This is a genomic window from Vibrio sp. Vb339, from assembly GCF_902751245.1.
Taxonomy (GTDB): domain Bacteria; phylum Pseudomonadota; class Gammaproteobacteria; order Enterobacterales; family Vibrionaceae; genus Vibrio; species Vibrio coralliirubri.
The window spans coordinates 1,122,351-1,143,993 of sequence record NZ_CADDIS010000001.1; the positions used below are offsets into that span (position 1 = coordinate 1,122,351).

General features: G+C 45.1%; 8 protein-coding genes. 6 read left to right on the top strand and 2 right to left on the bottom strand.

What is annotated here, in order from left to right; all coding sequences use genetic code 11:
* Positions 1-18: 18 nt before the first annotated feature.
* Complete coding sequence (locus tag HRQ85_RS05000; RefSeq protein WP_172378900.1) at positions 19-1,854, bottom strand: winged helix-turn-helix domain-containing protein; 1,836 nt, start codon at positions 1,852-1,854, stop codon at positions 19-21.
* Between the two features lie 231 nt (positions 1,855-2,085).
* Here HRQ85_RS05000 and HRQ85_RS05005 point away from each other — a divergent pair, with 231 nt between their 5' ends.
* The 6 genes from HRQ85_RS05005 to HRQ85_RS05030 all read left to right on the top strand — a co-directional run bounded on the left by HRQ85_RS05005 (position 2,086) and on the right by HRQ85_RS05030 (position 10,587).
* Complete coding sequence (locus HRQ85_RS05005; RefSeq protein WP_172378901.1) at positions 2,086-2,721, top strand: SDR family oxidoreductase; 636 nt, start codon at positions 2,086-2,088, stop codon at positions 2,719-2,721.
* A 318-nt stretch (positions 2,722-3,039) separates the two neighbouring features.
* Positions 3,040-4,152, top strand: coding sequence for an NADH:flavin oxidoreductase (locus tag HRQ85_RS05010; protein WP_050620719.1), 1,113 nt, complete (start codon positions 3,040-3,042; stop codon positions 4,150-4,152).
* A gap of 419 nt (positions 4,153-4,571) precedes the next feature.
* Complete coding sequence (locus tag HRQ85_RS05015; RefSeq protein ID WP_017082045.1) at positions 4,572-5,207, top strand: CatB-related O-acetyltransferase; 636 nt, start codon at positions 4,572-4,574, stop codon at positions 5,205-5,207.
* A gap of 178 nt (positions 5,208-5,385) precedes the next feature.
* Positions 5,386-7,032, top strand: coding sequence for an ABC transporter transmembrane domain-containing protein (locus HRQ85_RS05020; RefSeq protein WP_172378902.1), 1,647 nt, complete (start codon positions 5,386-5,388; stop codon positions 7,030-7,032).
* Positions 7,029-9,281 (top strand): peptidase domain-containing ABC transporter, encoded by a 2,253-nt coding sequence (locus HRQ85_RS05025; protein WP_172378903.1) that lies wholly within the window; start codon positions 7,029-7,031, stop codon positions 9,279-9,281. Before HRQ85_RS05020 ends, HRQ85_RS05025 begins: the two co-directional genes overlap by 4 nt.
* The gene (locus HRQ85_RS05030; RefSeq protein ID WP_172378904.1) at positions 9,274-10,587 is read left to right on the top strand and encodes an HlyD family type I secretion periplasmic adaptor subunit; all 1,314 of its coding nucleotides are present in this window, start codon (positions 9,274-9,276) and stop codon (positions 10,585-10,587) included. The genes HRQ85_RS05025 and HRQ85_RS05030 overlap by 8 nt, the downstream gene beginning before the upstream one ends.
* A gap of 225 nt (positions 10,588-10,812) precedes the next feature.
* On the opposite strand, the gene HRQ85_RS05035 is transcribed toward HRQ85_RS05030, so the two are convergent.
* Positions 10,813-21,594, bottom strand: coding sequence for a VCBS domain-containing protein (locus tag HRQ85_RS05035; protein ID WP_172378905.1), 10,782 nt, complete (start codon positions 21,592-21,594; stop codon positions 10,813-10,815).
* Positions 21,595-21,643: the final 49 nt, after the last annotated feature.

Consider the following 21,643-nt stretch of genomic DNA (forward strand, 5'->3'; position numbering starts at 1 on the left):
GTGTGTTTGCCTTATTAATCATTGGTTGATACCCAATTTGGATTCAATCTCGGTGACGTTACTTTTGAAAAACATGGTTTGGGCGACTTTCAAAACCACAGAGTGACCAGATTCCAATATCGCTTCATAGTAATACTCCTCAGCCATCGCAGGGTTGCCCTGAGACTCTTCAATTTTTGCCAAGATAATCATAGACATCACACTGTACTCATTTCTCGGTATCAAGCTCAGATAGTAATCGGCTTGGTCTGGATCATCTTCAGTGAGGAAGTAGGCTGCTAACGCGTCATAGACTCGGTAGGAGTTGGCGTTGTTCTGAGCATTTAATAACTGTTTTTTAAATTTCTTATTGAGCGCTTCAATCTGCTTATTCTTATGTTTCGATCTCAATATAAAAATATCAGCAAGCTCATACATGTAGCGACTCGACATAACAAAATGGTTGTCGGGTTCTAGCTCATTGGCTTGGGCGATCTTAGATAAGGTGTCGGTTCTGTCTAACGTCATGAAGGTGAGCCCGAGCGCTTCAAGGGTAAGTTTTAAGGCTTCTTCTTGTTTGGGCAACTCAGAGATTTGCTGCTTCAATATCGATTTTTGAATATCCAAATTAAATGAATCCAACAGGTCATCAAGCATTGAGCGCATGGTCGTGTGGAGTGAAGCTGGGTCAATCAGGTAATCTCGACCTAGGTGTCTAAAGTTAGAAATTCGGTTGAAGTAGGTGATATCAAGGTATTCTCTGTCGCCATCAATTTCGCTCTTGAAGCTGATCACATTGGCTGAATTCGGCACCAAGGTTTCATCGACTACGACACGAAAATCGCGATAGGTGGTCAAGTAGCTCATTAATTTATGGATAATCCCACGCTTAAAGGCATCCGTCTTCAAGTTGTCATCGATACTTACGTAGATATATCTAGGCTCTAAAGACAAGTAGTGCACAGATTCGTGTGCTTTGTGGGCATCTAGATTTTGGCTGTCTGCTGTTTGATTAAGACGATTTTGTTCCGTTGATTGATTTGAGTCAGCGAGTGGCTGGTTTGATTCATTAGCGGCGGTATTTAAACTACTTAAATTCAAGTCGTTTGATGTAGAGCTGGTCGGCTTTAACATCCACCAAATAAGTCCAAGCGCGATAACTAAAACGCCCCCGAGCATCACTGTACGCGACGGTCTTTTTTTAGGTTGATTTGCTGCGATAGGCGCTTGTTTGTGGTTAGCCGTTTTATTTACGGGGGATTGTTGAATGGGCGGAACTGTACTCGTATCGGTATGGCTTGAATTGATGTGGCTCAAAGCACCTTGGTTCGAATCGCTAGATTTTGAATCAACAGGCTGAGTTGACTCTTGCGAAGCAGGTTGTTCTGAGGAGGGTTCGACTGAACTCTCTTTAGATTCTTCGACTTGTTGTTTTTTATCCTCATCCAAAACTGGCGACGTATTTGGTGCGTCTGACTTAATTGAAGGAGAGGGCTCTGCATCTGCAACGGACACTGTATCTGTGGTGACACTAGCTGGCACCAAGATGGTTTTGTGGACATCAACATCGAGTTTATAACCGCGTTTGGGCACGGTGATGATGTGTCCCATTGAATGTCGTTCAGCCGCTTTGAGTATTTTGCGGAGTTCAAAAATGGCTTGCGTGATCACCTGATCCGTCAAGATTGAGCCATTCCAGACTTCATTAATCAGCTCATCTCGTGAGAATACGATCTTAGGGTTTTGGCAGAAAAAGTTGAGTAGCTTGGACAAGCGATTGTCGATGATCACGTCTTCATCATTCATGATGAGTTTGTCTTCATCAGGAATAAATAACCACACGTCGAAAGAGTATTGAATGCGTTCTTTTTTCATAACCACCGAGACTAAGTCATTGTATTAAAATTACTTTAGTAGAGATGTTTGGGCAATTCAATTAACCAATGTCTAATTATGATAAGTGGTCGTGCTTTTGAGCGGATTAGTGAGAGCCAGCAAAAAAATAAAAATAATATTGAGACTTATTCTCATTTGTTGATCTCGATAAAGGAACGGTTTAAATTGTCTGGTTAGTATCACTACAACATGAATATTATGAGGTTTTTTATGAGTACGGTCGTTGTATGGGGAGCAGGAAGTGGGCTGGGTGCTGCAATTGTTGAGCATTTTCACAAACAAGATTATCAAGTAATAGCGATTGCGAGAAACCCAGAGAAGAACACGCGCTTGGCTGAACTTGGTATCACCACACTGCGTTGTGATGCTACCGATAAAGAACAGGTTGAATCTGTGGTCGCTCAGTTACCTAAATCGACACTGGTCGTTTCTAGTATGGGCAGCTTCAGAGCTGACATTCCCGTTGATTACATTGGACACCGACATCTTACTGATACGCTTGAAGCCAATGGTATCGCTCGATTTGTGCTGGTAACGTCGCTAGGTTGTGGTGACTCTTGGCAGTATTTGTCGGAGCGATCTAGAAAAGGGTTTGGCGCAGCGGTTCGTGAAAAGTCGTTGGCTGAAGCTTGGCTAACCTCGAGTTCTCTGGATTACACCATCTTACGCCCGGGTGGCTTGTTAGACGGTGAGGAGACTGGCAATGGTGAGCTGTCCCAGCAAGTCGAAGTTCATGGTGTGATTTACAGACAAGAAGTGGCGCGCCTTATTGAAGCCTTGTTAATCAATGAAGCGAGCATTGGGCAGATCTATCAGTGTGTTGATCCTACGGTTCAATATGGATAACGCTGTTAAGTCTGATTTTTAGTAAAGCCTTCAAGCTATAAATCTATAAATCTATAAAGCTATAAAGCTATAAAGCTATAAGCTTATAAATCCCTGAAGTCGTTTAGCTAAACTAAGCGGCTTTTGTTTGCTTCCTCAGTTTTCTCTAATTTCTCTTTTCTCATCTTTTGCTGTCTCTTTCTGCCTTTTTCTCATCTGAGAGTGCCGCTCTCTTAATCTAGATTAAGTTATACATGCCTTATTCTCTGTAGTATCCGCCTGAATCAGTGCCCATGCTTAATGGGTAACTCGCGTAATACGATTTTGAGAGGAAGACACTTGAGCACTTTGTTTACAGAAACCCACATTGGCAAGATGACACTAAAGAACCGCTTCATGAGAAGTGCAACGTGGGAAAATATGGCCACCGAAGATGGGCATATGACAGATAAACTGTACGCTATCTATGAAGAGTTGGCTCAAGGTGAAGTCGGCCTGATCGTGACGGGTTACGCGAACATCGTTGAAGAAGAAAAGCCGAATGCGGGCATGATGGGTATGTATAACGACTCATTCATTGAAGAGTATCAAAAGCTGACTCAACTGGTGCACGATAACGACTCTAAAATCGTGATGCAATTGGCTTATGGTGGCACCAAAACCACGCATGACCTTGGCGAACGAGTGATCTACGCACCAAGTGAGGTTCCTGAAAAAGGAACTCAAACACTAGGCAAAGCGATGACCAAAGATGAGATCGACTACATTGTTGATGCCTTTGCTCAAGCGTCTTTGAGAGCACAGAAATCAGGTTTTGATGGCGTTGAAATTCATGCCGCTCACACTTACCTGATTAATCAGTTCTTAAGCCCTTACTACAACCAACGTGAAGATGAGTACGGCGGTAGCTTAGAAAACCGCATGAGATTTTTGTTAGAGATCTATACCGCGACACGTAAGCTGGTGGGTGATGATTTCCCTATCTTGGTTAAGCTTACAGCTTCGGAGTTTTTTGAAGGTGGTGTGACCTTCGACGAAACGCGTATTGTGTGCAAAAAGCTTGAGCAAGTGGGCGTGGATGGCATTGTCGTGTCAGGCAATATTCATGGCAAAGCAGACACTATGATTGGCGAGTCGCACGATGGTTTTACTATTCAAGCTGAAGGCTACTTCCACGAATATGGTCACGCGATCAGCCAAGACGTTAATATCCCGGTTATCACGGTTGGCGGCCTGACAGATTTTGATGCTATCGAAGCGATTGCAAACAACACAGGCATTGAATACTTCGCGCTTTCAAGACCGCTGCTTTCTGAACCGCATTTAGTTAAGCGTTGGAAAGAAGGGGATAGAAGCCCTGTTGAATGCGAACGATGCTCTAAGTGTCGCACTAAGCGCGGCAACTTCTGCGTGGTGAATAAAGACAGAAAAGTACAGCTTGCTCGCATGTAGTCGCTGAACCCAGCTTCAAGCGTGAGCCGAAATTTATAGCCGAGTCTAAGTTTGAGCCTGTGTAATCGCGCAGGCTCTTGTTCATGCCGTATTCTACGAAACGATATTTGAAACCTTATTAATCACATCTTCCTGTCAAATTGGCGCGATTAAACAGATACACTACGTCTGTAAATTATCCCACCAAGTTATCGATAAAAACTGAGCAAACTTTGAAACTACTTCCTCTTCTTAAGCAACCTCGAATCCACTGACGTCTCTTTAGTTTTAGCGACATTGCTATGATTTAAGCGTGATACTCACTATTCATCCCAGTGAACCCTGTGTTTATAGGGCGTTAGTTTGTGCACCTTGGATTTGCATCGTCGAACATTTTGATAGTTAACGAATAAAACTAAATAGATCATTCAGAGGTAATAATGCAAAAGAAGCATTGGTCCAAATTCGAGTTGTTGCATGAAGTCGTAACCAACCCCAATATTCATGTAAAAGGTCAACACAGTTATTACAGCGATTGCTGGGATAACGGTTTTGAACAATCGGTAGTGCGTTATTTACACGGCGACGAAGTCAGCCGCCAGTGGGAGCCTCGATGGGAAATCGACGAACTCTATATCGGTGATTATGTCTGTATTGGTGCAGAGGTCGTGATTTTGATGGGTGGCAACCATACCCATAGAGTTGATTGGTTTTCGCTGTATCCATTTATGGATGTCATCGACGATGCCTACATTGGCAAAGGTGACACTCACATTGAAGATGGGGTGTGGTTAGGCATGAGAGCGATGGTGATGCCCGGTGTGACGATTGGCGAAGGCGCTGTGGTTGCAGCGAATAGTGTGGTGACTAAAGACGTCGCTCCATACAGCATTGTCGGTGGTTCTCCAGCTAAAGTCGTCAAATACCGCTTTGATGAGTCCGTTATTGACGAACTCATGTCATTCAAAATATACGAGTGGCCCTCAGATAAATTTGAAGCGCTGAAACCGTATTTATGTAACTCAGACTTTTCAAAGCTAAAGCAGGCGATAACGGATTACGACAATTGTTTGTAAGGAGCGCTTGTAACGAGCATTTGTAACGAGCGTTTTTAAGGTACAGGTATAGCCACAGATTTGTGTAGAAAGATCTGTGTCATATTTATATTGAAAAACACGTTAAATCAGTCCGTTACCTTGCAATACTCAACATGGTGTACCAATCTTATTTCATAAGCATGGATAAGGATTGTGTATGCCCGCAAGTTCAATGAAAAACAAAGGGGTGGTGGGGAAAGTCCTACTGCCTTCTTTACTCATAAATCTTCTCTCTCTCGCCGTTCCGTTAACGGTTTTACAAATTTACGATCGTATTTTACCTAACCAAAGTTACGGTACTGCCACTTTGTTGTTGGCGGGTGCAGCGTTGGCTGTTGCCATGGAAGCATTGATCCGGTTTGTGCGTACTTGGCTTTTGTCAGCCGCGGCCAGCAATACCGAGAAAGCGACCTATCAAACCTTGGTTGAAAGAGTAACAACGGCTTCATCAGGCCATCTCCGCCAAATTGGTGTTGGCGGCGTGGAAGAGGGGCTTGGTTCTGTATCCAAAGTCAAAGATTGGTATTCCGGTGGTGTGATTGCAGGCTTTATTGATTTGCCTTTCGCATTGATCTTCTTGGGTTTGGTGGCTTACATCGGCGGTGAGCTGGTGGCGATACCTTTGGCAGTTTGGTTGATTACTCTCGGAATTGTTTGGTTATCTTCTATTCGCGTTAAAAGTCTAAGTGAAGAAGCTTCCCAAGATGAGCAGGAGCGAAAAGCGTTTTTGATTTTGCTAAGCCAAACCATTCAGGGAATCAAACGCCAGGCTGTTGAGTCTCGAATCTTCAATCAGTTTAAATCCCTCAATAATGTTCGCTCTCAGTCTAAAGCGAGAGAAGAAGAACAGAATGCCTTCGCCCAAGAATGTATTCAGCTTGCTGCATTAGCCACGTCAGTTTTACTCGTGATTACGGGGAGCTTGTGGGTGTTGGATGGCCAGTTAACCACTGGTGGATTGGCGGCATGTTCTATCTTATCGGGCAGAGCGGTTGCACCTTTAAGTGCTTTAGTGGGAGTTCGAATCAAGCTTAATTCAATACACACTGCCAATCAGGCAATAGAAAAATTGAGTGACTTGTCACTATCGGAATCTTCAGATTCTGAGCAAGCTAAGAACCACTTATCTGACTTTGAGGTGTTGGAAATCAAGCAAGCGACCGTTGAAAGATACGGTGAACTCGCTCATGCGGATGTCACATTGAATAAAGGTGAGTTGATATTGTTAGAGAGTGAGGATCGCCACACCAACAGTCATTTATTGTCGTCGATTGCAGGTATTGATGATCTAAAAGCGGGTGAGTGCTTCATTAACGGAGCTGCAGTTTCAATCGCATCCGTAACCAATATTGCTGCCTACTGTGGCGTTAAAGGACAACTGGTGTCGGGGACCATTCTTGACAACTTGTGTGGCTTTGACCCTGAGAAAACGCAAAGCGCCAGTGACTATGCAAAGCGTTTGGGTTTAACCAAAGAGATTACTCGATTACCCGATGGACTAGAGACACAAATTGGCCATACGAGTGCTTCTTTGTTGAGTATGGGTAACGTGAAAATGCTCAATATCGCGGCTCAATTGGCAAGCGATAAACCCATAATCATGTTGGAAAGGCCGGATTCCTCGCTTGATTTAGATGCCCTTGGAAACCTAGCTAAGGTTCTGGAAGAAGAAGTGACGGCAGGACGAACGATATTGATGGTGACCTATCATTTTAAACTTCGTGAATTAGCTAATCGAATCATTACAGTGGAAAGTCAAACTGTTGCGGTCGACAGCGAGAACAACCAGGAGGCTATCGTATGAATCGTTTAGATACTGGTAACCCTTCAGGTACGAACAACCGTGCAGATACGAATGGTCGACAAGAGGTGATGAATCATTTAGAAAATGAAAGCCTTTCTGTTCTTAAACAGTTGGAAGTGAATGCGAATATCCAGTTGTTCGCACATCAATGGGTCGATGAAAATGGGATTGAATCAATCGACGATATGTTTGCCCTGTTCGATAGGCTTGCGTTGCCCTATCGCTTGGTTGCCAACCTAGATGAAGTTGGTGAACATAAATTGGTCTTACTGGTACTTGGTGAACATGAGCTGGTCTCTGGTCATTTAGAATCCAAGCAATTTGTTGCCTTTAATGCCAATGACGACATTACCGATGCCCCTCAGTTTTGTATTGTTATCGAAGGGCCACCACTAGAGAAGGCCTCTCTTGATTGGGTTGGCGAAAGGTTACATGCGTTTCGTCCCATCATTCCTAAATTGTTGTTGGTCAGCTTTATCACTAACTTATTTGCGCTTGCTGTTCCCTTCATCACGATGTCGATTTATGACCATGTGATTGGTGGTGATGCAGGGCATGAGTTGCAAGGTATCGCCATTGGCGCGGCGTTGTTGTTTGTGATGATGGGTTGGTTGAGAACATTACGTAGCCGAGTGTTTGCTTCAGTTTCCAACCGAGTAAGTCGTGAGATTTCTCAATCCCTCGTGCAGCGTCTGCTTCGTAATAGCTATGCTCAAAATCAGCAAACAGCTTCTTCTAGTCAGCAAAACCAAGTGATGTTGTCAGAGCGTATTTCAGGTGTGCTATCGGGGCCATTAGGAAATGCGTTATTTGACTTACCATTCATTCTTATTTTTGTACTTGCGATAGGTGTTTTAGGTGGATGGTTGGTACTGGTTCCAGTCGTCTCTTTAATCCTTTATTACTTGCTAGCAAAACGTTCGATACGCTCTAGCAGCAAGCGCTCGATGCAATCGACAGTGGCAGGTACGAATCGTCAAAACATGACTAATGAGCTGTCATCCAAGCTTGCCTTTATTCGCAGTGCTGGATTCTCAGAGCACTGGATTCAACGCTTCAAAAAGGCCAATCTTCTTGCGTCTACAGTGACTTTTAATCAATCGGTTCTCCAGAGTCGTTACACCTCGATTTACTATTTCATTGGTGTAGGTTCGACACTCGCGGTGATGGGGTTAGGCATTGGACTTATCTTTGAACAAGTGATGACTCCCGGTGGTTTGATTGCTTCAATGATGTTGATATCTAAAGTGACGGGTCCCGCTCAGGTGTTGGCAAACAGTGCGATGCGTTTTAACAGCTTTAATCAATCCAAATTGCAAGTGAACCGTATCTTGTCTCAGCCGTCCGAGCGTGAATTCAGTTACCAGCATCACCCGTTACCTGTGGTAGCGCCTAACTTGAAATTAGACCAAGTGACACTGCGTTATCCTAAACAGAGTCGCCCGGCCTTGAATGGTGTGAGTTTTGATATTGAAGCCGGTGAAATTGTCGCGATTACCGGCCCTTCTGGGAGCGGTAAATCAACATTAATTGAAGTGCTGTCTGGCTTGCAGCCTATCCAAAACGGGATGGTCGAGCTTGAAGGCGTTAACCTCGTTCAATACGATCCGCAGCTTTATCGCCACTGGTGTTTCATTCGAGCCGCATATCCTGATTTGCTTACGCTGAGTATTCGAGAGTGGCTAAACGACGGTCATAAAGTCGAAGATCAGAAAATGATCTCTGCGATTGAAATGGTCGGCGGAAAGCGTTGGTTCGAGACATTGTCGGGTGGGCTAGACACCTCCATCAGTAGTATTCAGCCGGATAGCCTTTTTGACATGTTGTCTGGTAGCGTCGCGCAGATCCTCATTGACGCGAAAGCGCTGGTTTATGACTACCCAATGTTCTTAATGGATAATCCTGTGCCTGATGCTCACCCAAATGCTAAACGTATATTTGGTGAGTTTGTGCAATCGAAAAAAGGAAAAGCAACGGTGATTTACACGTCCCACGATCCGGATTTAATCAAGCTTGCCGATAAAGTGGTGGTATTAAATGAAGGTGCAGTGGTTTATGCCGGTCCATTAGATCCGGAGCATTCTTCGAAGCAGGAACAGCCTTCAGAGCCTCAAGCTTCTCAAGAACCGCAGTTATCTGAGCAACCGTTATCTCAAGAGCTACAGGCGTCAACTCAAGATGCGTCTGCTCAACAAAATGCAGCCCAACAAGAACAATCAGAGTCTAAGCAAGGAGTCGCTAATGACTAAACAATCTATCGAGAAGGGCAAGCGCTACGGTGAACTTGTTGAATCACAAAATACGGCTCGTACCTTGGCGCTGGCGACATGGTCGGTTGCCTTATGTGTTATTGCTTTTGCCACTTGGTCTGTCGTCACTCAAGTTGATGAAATCGCCAAAGCCAAAGGTGCTGTGATTCCGGAAGGCGAGAAGCAAGTATTACAAAGCGCGATTGGCGGTAAGTTAAAGCAAATTCTCGTTAAAGAAGGCCAGTTGGTAGAGAAAGGCCAGCCGCTTGTCGAGTTTGATGCCACTTTCCAGCGTACCGCCCTTGAAGAGCTAAAGTCCCAACAAGTGACGCTTCTAGCCAGTGTGGAACGTATGAATGCGCTGCTTGAGCAGCGTGAGCCTAACCTTGCTGAGTTTGAGGTCGATTACCCAGAGATCGTCAGCCAACAAAAAGCGCAGCTGAACGCGCAAAAAGCCCTCTACTTCCAAAAGCGTGTGGTGCTTGAGAAAGAGAGCGAGCAAATTGCAGAGCAGCTTCGTAGCGTAGAAAAGTCATTGCCTAGCTACGAGAAAGAGCTGAATGCGACCAAGCAAGAGTTGAACATACTGGAGAAGGGTTATAAAGCGGGTAACATTTCACGCTTACGTGTGCTTGAAATGCGACAAAAACTGGCCAGTATCGAACAGAAAATCGAAGAAGCTCGTGGTAAGAAAGCGGTGTTAATCAAGCAAGCAGACAGCACAGAGCAAAAAATTGAACAGCTTTTAGCTGAGGCGAAGGCGAAAGTGAGCGACGATCGTTCTAAAGCCGTATCTGACTTATCAGCACTGAATGCCAGAGTTCGTTCAAGCCAAGCTAAATTGACTAACACTATGTTGGTGTCACCGCTACAAGGCTTGGTGCAAAGCCTGCCAAGCACGCAAAACGGTGGTGTTATTCAGCCAGGTGGCACTGTGGTTGAAATCGTTCCTGTTGGTGGGAAAGCCGACTTTAAAGCTCGTTTATCGCCAAGAGATATTGGTTTTGTGAGTGTAGGGCAGCCGACTCGTATCAAGATTGATGCGTTTGATTACAGCCGCTTTGGGGCGCTAAAAGGGGCGGTTGAGAGTATTTCACCGACCACAAGTCAAAGCGAGCGTGGCGAGATCTATTATGAAGTCGTCGTGTCGGTTGATACGCCATACTTCCGCGATAACCCAGAGAGCTTTTCTATTTTGCCAGGTATGACGGGTGAGGTAGACATCACAACCGGTGAAAAATCTGTGTTCCAGTATTTATGGAAACCGATCTACACCAATGTGAGTGTCGCATTTGGTGAAAGGTAATCGTTATCTAGAGTCGTTGAGAGTAAACGAATAACAACAGCAAATAATAAAAAGGGAGCACATCATGTGCTCCCTTTTTGATTGTCGTTTTTTCAAGTTTGTATGTTCTTTAAAGAGAAACAATCGGGAGCAATTAACGCTCCCGATTGTGTTTGCCTAGAGTTTAAGTGGTAAGTTACTAGCACTAGCACTAAGCATTAGGTATTAAGCACCTTACACTTGAAGTTATGAGTTAGGATCAATGTCCGGTAACCCATCGATATCGTTGTGGTGATGGTGCTCATCATCTTGGTTATGGTTGATGTTTGCATCATGGTGTTCCAGCGCGTCTGACATATCCAAGTGCGCTTGGTCATGTGTTGCTGCATCTGGTTGGTCGACTTGTGCAAGTACGATATCCATATCCGCAGGTTGATCGTGAACCGTTGTCGATGTCGCATCGGGTTTAATGCCCAATGCATCCAGATAAGCGGTTGCACCATGGTGGCTGGTTTTCTGATCGGGTTCTTGATGGGTCTGCTGGGTTAAATCCAGATTACTATCATCGCTTAGAGTGACCGTAAAGTCGGCTTGCGAAGCCATGTCTGGCTCGTCATGTTGAACAGGAGGCGGTGGCGGTGGAGCAGGGTGCGATGTATGGACTAAAGGAGTGATTGTCATATCAACCACTTCAGTTCCAACTGTCAGCTTTCCACTATGTCCAGGCCCATGACTGAGTATCTGAATATTCACATGGGCGACCACTTCATCTTGATTTGACCCTTGCAATGCTACTTCAAATTTATCTTCATGTTGACCGATACCTGAAGCGCTGCCATGTGGGCCCGTATGAACCTGAGCTTGCTCTTGGTAATGTAAGTGGCCGGTTTGAGGATCAATGGTTAATGTTCCATATTGCCCATGGTGGCTGGTGACATATTGTCCATTAGGTAAATGGATTCGCCAACCGCTTTGTGCTGTTGGTACCGGAGTTAAAGATGGTAACAGTGGTGGTACCCCAAGTGTGCCAGACACTTGGTGGCTTCCCGATGGCGGTCTGACAATGATCGGTTCAGGAATAGCGCTTGCAGCAAAACCTTGGCTACCTGCGGTATTACCGTGTTCGTCAGTCATTGTTGCTTGTACATTAGAACCCGGATGAACTTCAATTTGTATTCCGTGCTGTAGAGTATGAGCATTTAATACATGATCCTGACCATTAACGACAAGATGCTCACCGATTTTGGCATCACCAGGAGGCGTAACGGTTGCTGTGATCGTGTTTGCTTGTCCTCGGGCGATTTCAGCTTTGCTGTATAAGTTGTCTGCCCCTGCGTTTTCAAAGGTAATCGTAGGAACGCTAACCTGTGTATCGACTTGGTAAGTAACATCTGCAGTGGCATGAGCGCTATTACCTGCGGTATCTGTTACCGCTACTGATGCCTCTATTTTTTGGTCAGCATCGGCAATGAGTTCACTGCCAGGTACGGCAATTGAATAGTGTCCTTTTGCATCGACCACGCCAGTATGCTGTGTCCCATTTACATCTAAAGTCACAATGTCGCCTGCATTATAATCGCCAGAAACGGATCCGGTGATGTCAATGGAACTGTTGGATTCTTGAGCATTAATCACATTGTCGGCGGTAATTGGGTCTGTTTGAATACCGATGTGTACTTGTGTATCTATATGGACGGAAAGAAGCGAAGAGGTAGCCGGTAGCACTGACGAAGGAGCCAATGCTTTGGCGGATAGATTATGATCGCCATTCGGTAAGCTGCTTACTACAACGTTATATTGGCCAGAAGCATCTGATACCGCGTGTCCAACGGGTGTTGAACCATCGTAAATAGTGACTTTCGAGAATGGAATATCAGTGTGTCCGGTAATCGTTGGCGTAGTGTCGTTGGTAAGGTTGTCAGTGTTCGACGAACCCGAGTCACTCGTTGATGCCAAATCCAATGTCACCGAGTTTGTTGGCGCTACGTTGGTGACCATTTGCATGGTTGGTAGTGTCGTTGTAACCGTAGGTTGTTGAGGCACTGTGGTTGATATGACTAGGCCACCCGTTGGTGACATGGTGACATGTCCCGAGGCATCAAAGGTGATGAATTTCGAATCTTCAGTATGGCCGTCGCTGACTTTGACTTCGAATACATCGACACCATGATAGGAGTTGGTGGCAGAGTTATAACTCATCCCTGTGATAGACGTATTTGGTGTGTAGACGTAGTCACCAGTGTTTGGATCGACGGACAGTGAACCGAACTGACCCGCAGAGCTGACGACAGAGAACGTATGAGTGTCATTAACGTCTACATCTGTCTCTGTTAATGTGCCTGTCGTTGATGATGTTTGGTTAACGCCGAGAATCGGTGCGTCATTGGTTCCGGTAATGGTAACCACGATATCATGGTGCGTGCCATCTGCAGATTGAACCGTGATGGTTTCAGTGTCTGTCTGACCTTCGCCAAGCTGTTGAACTATAGGATGGTTGTTATCAAGGTCGTAAGTCCAGTGACCATTTACATCGATATGAGCGTGCCCATAGCCTTTGCTTCCGGCTATTCCAGCTCCACCCTGTACCGCGGTAAACCCTGCTGTTCCATCAGGATCACTCGCCGTCAACGTACCTGAAGCTTGAAGTGTTATGTCTTCTTTGGCCACTCCTGTGGAGTCTCCACTGAATGTTGCAGGGTCAGCGACACTCGCTATATTAATGAGTATTGACCCTTCTTTTGAATCAAGATGACCATCGTTTGCGGTAAATTGCACCCCTCCTAATCCGCTGACACCAGAACTAAAGTAGTTGTGAGTTGGGGTGAAGATGAGTGATGAAACGTCGGAGGCGCTGACGTCATCACCAACATTCACTGTGGCGCCATTCAGCGATAACACGCCATGGGCGACATTGGTAATCGTGATGTGGTTTAACGCATCTCCATCAATATCAGAATATTTAAAGTCTGCGGTGGTGAACGCATGAGGCTTATCTTCTAAAGAACTAATAAAACTCGATCCAACGATAGGTGCATCATTGACTGCATTGACATCCACTACCATCGTTGCGTTTGCCGAATTTTTATGGCCATCATTCGCAGTAAATGTAAATTGCGCATAGTTGGCGCCGTTTTCATTATTGATCGGCGTGAAAGTTAAATGGCCTGCGTCTAAGTCAGCCTTGCTGATTTGCTGGTTGGCGGTTACGGCGTTACCGTTTAGAAGTAATAATCCATGACTCGGTATGCTGCTAATAGTCACGAACTGTAACGTGTCGCCATCTTGATCACTGTAACCAAATTCACTGGTTGTAAAGGTTCTGGTGATGTCTTCATTTGTAGAAACGGTTTGCCCTGTCACCGTTGGCGCATGTTGTAGAGGAGGGGTGACTTCAATAGAGAGAGAATTTTGAGAAGAGTCTCCTATTGGGTTACCGCCATCATCGCCGACGCGATAAACCATACTTGGCACTTTACCTGTAAAGCCAGCTTCCGGGGTGAAGGTATAATGACCATTCGCTTCGATCGCGAGTGTACCGATACCGGCCATAGTATGTGGTTGCCCAGGCCTTACCGCGACATAACCTGACACCGGGTCTTTTATTTGAATATCTTGCAACACCAGATGTGCGTTGGAATCGGTGTCTGTTGCTGCACCACTCAATCCTTGATCCGTCCCAGAGCCAGTAAGTAGATTCCCTTCAACTGGACCACTATGTTGAACACCAGAATCACTGAGGCTGTGTAGAGTAGGAGCGTCAGTAGTCCCGTTAATAGTGACGGTAATTGAATGCTTGGTACCGTCTTTTGATGTGACTTCAATGCTGTCTGTGAGTGTTTGTCCATTGTCTAAGTCTTGAATCGGCGTACTCTTGTTGTCTGCTTTATAAACCCATGTCCCAGTACTAGTGATGTCGAAATGACCATAGGTTCCATCCAGAGATATTTTCGGTTGCCCCTTAAGATCTAATGCAGCTTCGCCATGACCATCAGCGTCAGAAACAATCAGGTGCCCATGACAAGAAAGGGCATCTGGAATAGTTGCTGACCCCGTGATATGCGCGTTGTGGTGAATGTTTGTATCTTCTTTTATGCTGCTGGAGTCACCGGCAAATGTGGCGGCATCATTAACTGCTGCAAGGGTTGTGATTGCTCCTGTATGAGTCGTTCCGCCATGCGCATCTGTGACGTCATAGCTAAAATGAACTTGGCCGTTATAGTCTTTGGTTGGAGTAAAAGTGTAGGTGCCGTCTTTGTTATCGACAACAGACCCGTGATCGACTAGCAGATTAGCAATGGTGAGTTTGCCTAGGTCGTTGCTATCCACGTCTATAGTGTTTGCTAAGAGTTCGGTGGCCGTGATGGTTTGCGCGAGGTCTTCTTTACCGCTGTTGAGCTGCACTTCTGAAGAGCAGTATGGACGGTCGTTGTCGCCATGAATGGTGATAACAATATCATGAGTGGTACCGTCTTTACTTTGTATCGTTATCGTATCAGTGAGAGTCTCATTTGCACCAAGTTGATCAATCGTCGATCCTACGTTTGTTGTTAATCCACCATTTACATCAGCAGTGCCGGTCGCAACACCATAAAACCATTTACCATCTGTATTAAGAATCAAATGGCCATATTTTCCATGATAGGTATAACCAATACCTTTAGAATCAAAACTATTCTCGCCGGTATCTGGATCGATGATTGTTAGTTGCCCCTCAACATGAATCATACTATTAGTTAAATGCGCCATACCTGACTGGGCAAAGTCTGGCGACATATCAGGGTTTCTGTTTTCATAAACATCGCCAGTATCCACACCTGATATAACGGCTTTATCTCCCACCGCATCAATATGAAGTGTGTTGGTAGCCTCTGCAGAGTCGGTATGCCCATCGTTAACAGTATATTTAAACTGAACATCGCCATTAAAATCTTGCGCAGGAACGAACTGAAGTTTACTGATGTCAGCTGTAGGGATGTGTTGCCCCGCTGTAACATCGTGTCCATCAAGCACAAATTTACCTTGTGTTGCTGGTGGTAGATCTGTGATTGCAACTGAATGTAGCGTATCGCCTGTGTCGATATCGTTGAACCCAAACTGACTAGATTGCATTTGGTAATGTGTATCTTCAGTGCCATGTGCAAGTGTTGTCGCAATGATGGTCGGCTGATCATTGGTGCCTGTCACCGTTATTGTTATATCGTGGGCAGTGTGGTCTGCAGAATAAACACGATATACAACCTTTTCTACTTCACCTTCAGCTAATGATTGCAAGCGACTGTTTGAAACCTCATACCCCCAACTTCCAGCTGGAGTTATTCTTAGATCTCCACCAAAGGGGTCATGTATCGCTTTCTCACCAAATTGGTTAAACCGGAAATGATCTTCGCCTGTGTCAGGATCAGTTACAGACAAAGAGCCTGATATTGCAATCTTTTGAGCTGAGCTGTGCCCGACATTATGATCTTCAATAATCGTTCCAGCATCATTGCCAGAAATCACAGCAGAATCACGGGTGGGAGTGAGAGTTATTGAGGCTGATGTAGCGACACTTCCACCATGTGTATCCTGCACATCATAGGTAAAGGAGACTTTGCCGTTGTAATCTTGTGTAGGATGAAAGCTGAAGGTTCCGTCATGGTTATCGGTGATATTGCCATGGTCGGCGGTGAGATTGGCCACAGAGAGTTGCCCTGCATCATTATGATCAATATCTGTCGCATTGGCTAACAAATCAGACGCGTGTAGTACAACATCCGTATCTTCAGTACCAGCCGCAAGTGTAATTGCGGAGCTAACAACGGGAGCATCATTGTCACCTTGGATAGTGACTTGAATTTGATGAGGTGTACCATCAGCAGAACGCACAGTAACAGTATCAATTAACGTTTCATTACTACCGAGAGATTGAATCTTTGCGAGGCTATTATCAATCTCATAGCGATATGAACCATTGGATTGAAGAATGAGTTTTCCACCTTCCTGTGTCGTATATCCGGTATTCCATGTGCCTGTTTGTTGGTTTTGATGAAGATTCCCATCAAAATGATCTTCTCCAGCATCGGCGTCAGTAATGGTCAATTGGCCGTTGTATATGATCGTATTACCGGAGTTTAGGGTAAGGTTATGATCCTCTTGAACAGTAAAGGTGTCTTGTCCGCCAATTGTTGCACCGTCATTGGTTCCGTGTACAACTAACGTTAGAGTCTTCGTATCCGTACCACCATTATGGTCATCCACTTTTACCTGAACATGTATAACTTGGTCATTGTTTGCTCCCAAGTTTTGATAACTGGCATGGGAGGGGTCAAAAGTGTAACTACCATCATTGTTAAAGGTTAAGCCATCTACAGGTTTATTGATAGTGAAGGTATGCGTGTCTTTTGTATCCACATCCGTGGCATGCATCTGACCAGATAAAAGAGTTCCACCTTCAGTTACCGATTGTGATTGGGCAGAGAGGACTGGTTTATCATTGGTCCCCTCAACGGTAAACTCCACTTTGTGTTGAGTTCCATCAACGCTGTGAATGGTATACTCCTCTTTGAGTGTTTCACCCTCTGAGAGATGTTGTACTAAATAATTACTTATATGGTAGTAATAGTTACCATTACTATTCACCTGAAGATCTCCCCCATGAGACCCTTGATAAATACCACCATAGAGCACATCTGGGAATTGCGACTGTGCAGGACCATCAGGGTCAACAACATGGAATACACCAGAAGCTCCAAGGAGATACCCTCCTGAGATATCCACATTGATATCCTCTTTAACCCCAGAACCTGAGCCTGTAATAACCGCCGCATCACTGGTTGGTGCTAACGTCATACTCGCTGAAGTCGCTGTACTGCCAGCATGTGCATCTTTTACATCATAGGTAAAAGAGACTTTGCCATTATAATCTCGGGCAGGATGAAAGGTAAAAGTACCGTCATGATTATCGGTGATTTTACCATGGTCGGCGGTGAGGTTGGCCACTGAGAGTTGCCCTGCATCATTGTGGTCGATGTCTGTAGCGTTGGCGAGTAAATCAGAAGCGTGTAGAACGACATCTGTATCTTCAGTTCCTGCAGGAAGAGTTGTTACCGAAGAAACCTTAGGGTCATCATTTGTACCGTGGATTGTGATCTGAATTTCATGACTTGTTCCATCGACACTGTGGATTGTCACCTTATCGACAAGAGTCTCTGTTGACCCAAGATTTTGAATTTCTGGTTTACGATTATCAATTGTATAAGTATAAGTACCATCTTGTTGTAAAAGTACCCACCCACCCATTTTTGTATCATAGCCAATTCCGTGATAGGTGTGGCCTCTTTGAATATCAAACTGAGCTTCACCTTGGTCGGGGTCAACAATATCTAATTTTCCATCAAAATGAAGATTATATTGTGTATCAATATAACCACGATCTTCTGTCACATTCCCTTGATCAATTCCAGTAATAGTCGCAGCATCGCCAGTTGCTTGTAAGTGTAAATTCGCGCCTGTTGCAGTGATACCACCATGCGCATCTGTCACGTCATAAGTGAAGTGCACTTGGCCGTTGTAGTCTTTGGTTGGTGTGAAAGTGAAGGTACCGTCTTGATTATCTAGAATAGATCCATGATCGGCATGAAGATTCGTAATCGTCAGTTTGCCTAGGTCATTGGTATCTACATCTATGGTGTTTGCCAATAGCTCAGTTGCAGTGAGGGTTTGGGCAAGATCTTCTTTTCCGCTGTTGAGCTGCACTTCTGAAGAACAGTATGGGCGGTCGTTATCGCCATGAATGGTGACAACGATATCGTGTGTGGTGCCATCTGCAGATCTAACGGTGACAGTATCGGTTAGTGATTCACCTTTACCCAGATGATCAATAGCTCTGCCGGTTGCATCTTGGCCGATGGAAGCATAGTAGGTCCAGTCCCCGTTAGTTTGAAGTATGACACGACCATGAGTGCCGTAATAAGTGCCTGTTTGGGCATAGCTTTCACCGGCATCAGCATCCACTACCGATAGGTGGCCATCGGTATGGATTTCATCGTTCCACAATTTCCCTATGTTTCCGTGCTGATGATCAGGTGAACGGTCATCAACATAACCGCCAGTCATACTGCCGTCTGGCGCGGTAAAAGTGTGTCCTTCATGGACATCGCCTGTCGATGTCCCCATTATCACCGCAGTATCATTGGTGCCATTCACTGTGATCGTTACTTGATGTGACGTCCCATCAGCAGAATGAACGGTAATAGTATCGGTGGCGGTTGCTCCTTTTCCTAACGCTTGAACTTTAGGATTTGTGTTATCGAGGTCGTAAGTCCAAGCACCAGAATCGGTCAGATGTAGAGTCCCTAAGCTGCCTGCAACATCTGTGTTTGAGAAGTGTGCTTCGCCAGTATCTACATCAGTGACAGTCAACGTACCGGATGTTTGCAATTGAGATTCTTCGGTTACCGCACCTGAGTTGGTGCCACCAATCACAGCAGTATCATTGGTGCCATTTACCGTAATCGTAACTTGATGCGGCGTGCCGTCAGCAGAATGGACAGTAATAGTATCAGTGGCTGTTTTATTCACGCCTAACGCTTGAACGATAGGATTTGTGTTATCGAGGTCGTAAGTCCAAGCACCTGAGTCGGTCAGATGTAGAGTCCCCAAGTTGCCTACTATATCTGTGTTGGAGAAATGTGCCTCGCCAGTATCGATATCAGTGACAGTCAACGTACCGGATGTTTGTAATTGAGATTCTTCAGTCACCGCACCTGAGTTTGTCCCACCGATTAAAGCAGCATCATTGGTGCCATTCACCGTGATAGTCACTTGATGAGGCGTGCCATCAGCAGAATGAATCGTAATAGTATCGGTGGCGGTTACTCCTTTTCTTAATGCTTGAACTGTAGGGTTTGTGTTATCGAGGTCGTACGTCCAAGTACCAGAATCGGTCAGATGTAGAGTCCCTAAGCTGCCTGCAACATCTGTGTTGGAAAAGTGTGCTTCGCCAGTATCTACGTCAGTGACAGTCAACGTACCAGAGGTTTGAAGCTGAGATTCTTCGGTGACAGATCCTGAGCTTGTTCCACCAATAATTGCTTTGTCGTTAGTGCCGTTTATCGTAATCGTTACTTGATGGGTGGTGCCATCTGCAGAGTGAACGGTAATAGTATCGGTAGCTGTTTTATTCGCGCCTAACGCTTGAACGATAGGATTGGTGTTATCAAGATCGTACGTCCAAGCACCAGAATCGGTCAGATGTAGAGTACCTAAGTTGCCTACGATATCTGTGTTGGAGAAATGTGCTTCGCCAGTATCTACGTCAGTGACAGTCAACGTACCAGAGGTCTGAAGCTGAGATTCTTCAGTCACCGCACCTGAGTTTGTCCCACCGATTACCGCAGCATCATTGGTGCCATTTACTGTGATAGTCACTTGATGCGGCGTGCCATCAGCAGAATGAACGATGATGGTGTCGGTAGCGGTTACTCCTTTGCCCAATGCTTGAACGTTAGGACCTGTATTATCAAGATCGTACGTCCAAGCACCTGAATCGGTCAGATGTAGAGTACCTAAGTTGCCTACGATATCGGTGTTGGAGAAGTGTGCTTCGCCAGTATCTACGTCAGTGACAGTCAACGTACCAGAGGTTTGAAGCTGAGATTCTTCGGTGACAGATCCTGAGCTTGTTCCACCAATAATTGCTTTGTCGTTAGTGCCATTTATCGTAACCGTAACTTGATGCGCTGTGCCGTCGGCTGAGTGAACAGTGACGATGTCTGTCGCAGTTGAGCCTTGGCCAAGCCCTTGAACTACAGGGTTATTGTTATCTAAATCGTATGTCCATGCACCGTCTTTGGTGATGCTTAGCGTACCGAAACTACTAGTCACTTGTGAGGCTTGAAAGTGGTCTTCTCCAAGATCAGAGTCCGTTACTGAAAGCTGTCCTTGAACTTGTGTCGTTAAATCTTCAGTTACTGTGCCAGCATCCACGCCTGTGATAACAGCATTGTCATCGTTGCCACCTATCGTCATATCGATCGTTTGCGGTGTGCCATCTTTGGTGTGAATAGTGAAACTTTCGTGCAGTGAAGTGGCTGCGGTTAACGCTTGAACGTTAGAAAGAGAGTTATCAACTTGATACTGCCAGTGTCCATCAGCATCGATAGTTAATGAACCATACTTCCCAGAGATAACTTCCGGCTTCACCGAACTTTCATTTTGATCAGGGTCTATGACATCAATTTTACCGTTGGCATGTAACAAGCCTTGTGAATCAATATTATGATCTTCTGTTACAACACCAGTTAAGTCTCCAGAAATACTTGGCGTGTCTTGCTTACCTGTGACCGGAACTTGAACAATGATGCTCGAGCCATTAGATAGATGTAACGCAAAATGGTCAGTACCTGGTTGGTGCTGATTTAACAGTATGTATTGAGGAGAATTTGGATTCAATACGAATGTGTATTGACCATTTGCATCAACATGAAGCTCTCCGTACGTACCTTTTATGACTTCTGGCATAAAGGTGACGGGTAAAGCGGGCGTCGTAGGCGCATTCGAATGAGTCGGCTGACCGTTACTCCCTGAGGAGATAGTAGGCATCGATACCGAAGGAATGTAATGGACTTGCGGGTGAGAAAGCGTCGATAAATGATGAGAAGGAACCAAGAGAGAGCTCGAACCATGGGGGGCGTGGCTTGCACTTAAGGAAGAGTTTACGTCACTGTCGCTCGTTTGAGCTTCTTGATTAGTAACGCCTGATGAGTCTGTTCTTCCATGGTCGTCGCTGACATTTTTTTCGGTTACGCTATTTGCGGGTAGTTGATCTGCGGTATCACCGGAGCTGTCTATATCCTCGGCAGCCGCGTGTTTAGCCAATGATGGCAGTATCATCATGAGTGATTGAAAAAGTGGGATATTAACTTTTAGGTGTGAATGCAGTCTGAGCTTCTTTTTTTTTGTTGGTTTCTTTTGTTCTAGCTCGTTACTTTTCTTATTTTTGATTTCTGTATTTTTCTTGTTTGCTTCGACGTTTTTTTTGTTAGCCATTTTTCTCATCCGTGAATCGTGGTTGCACTATTTTAAGTAAAATACACAG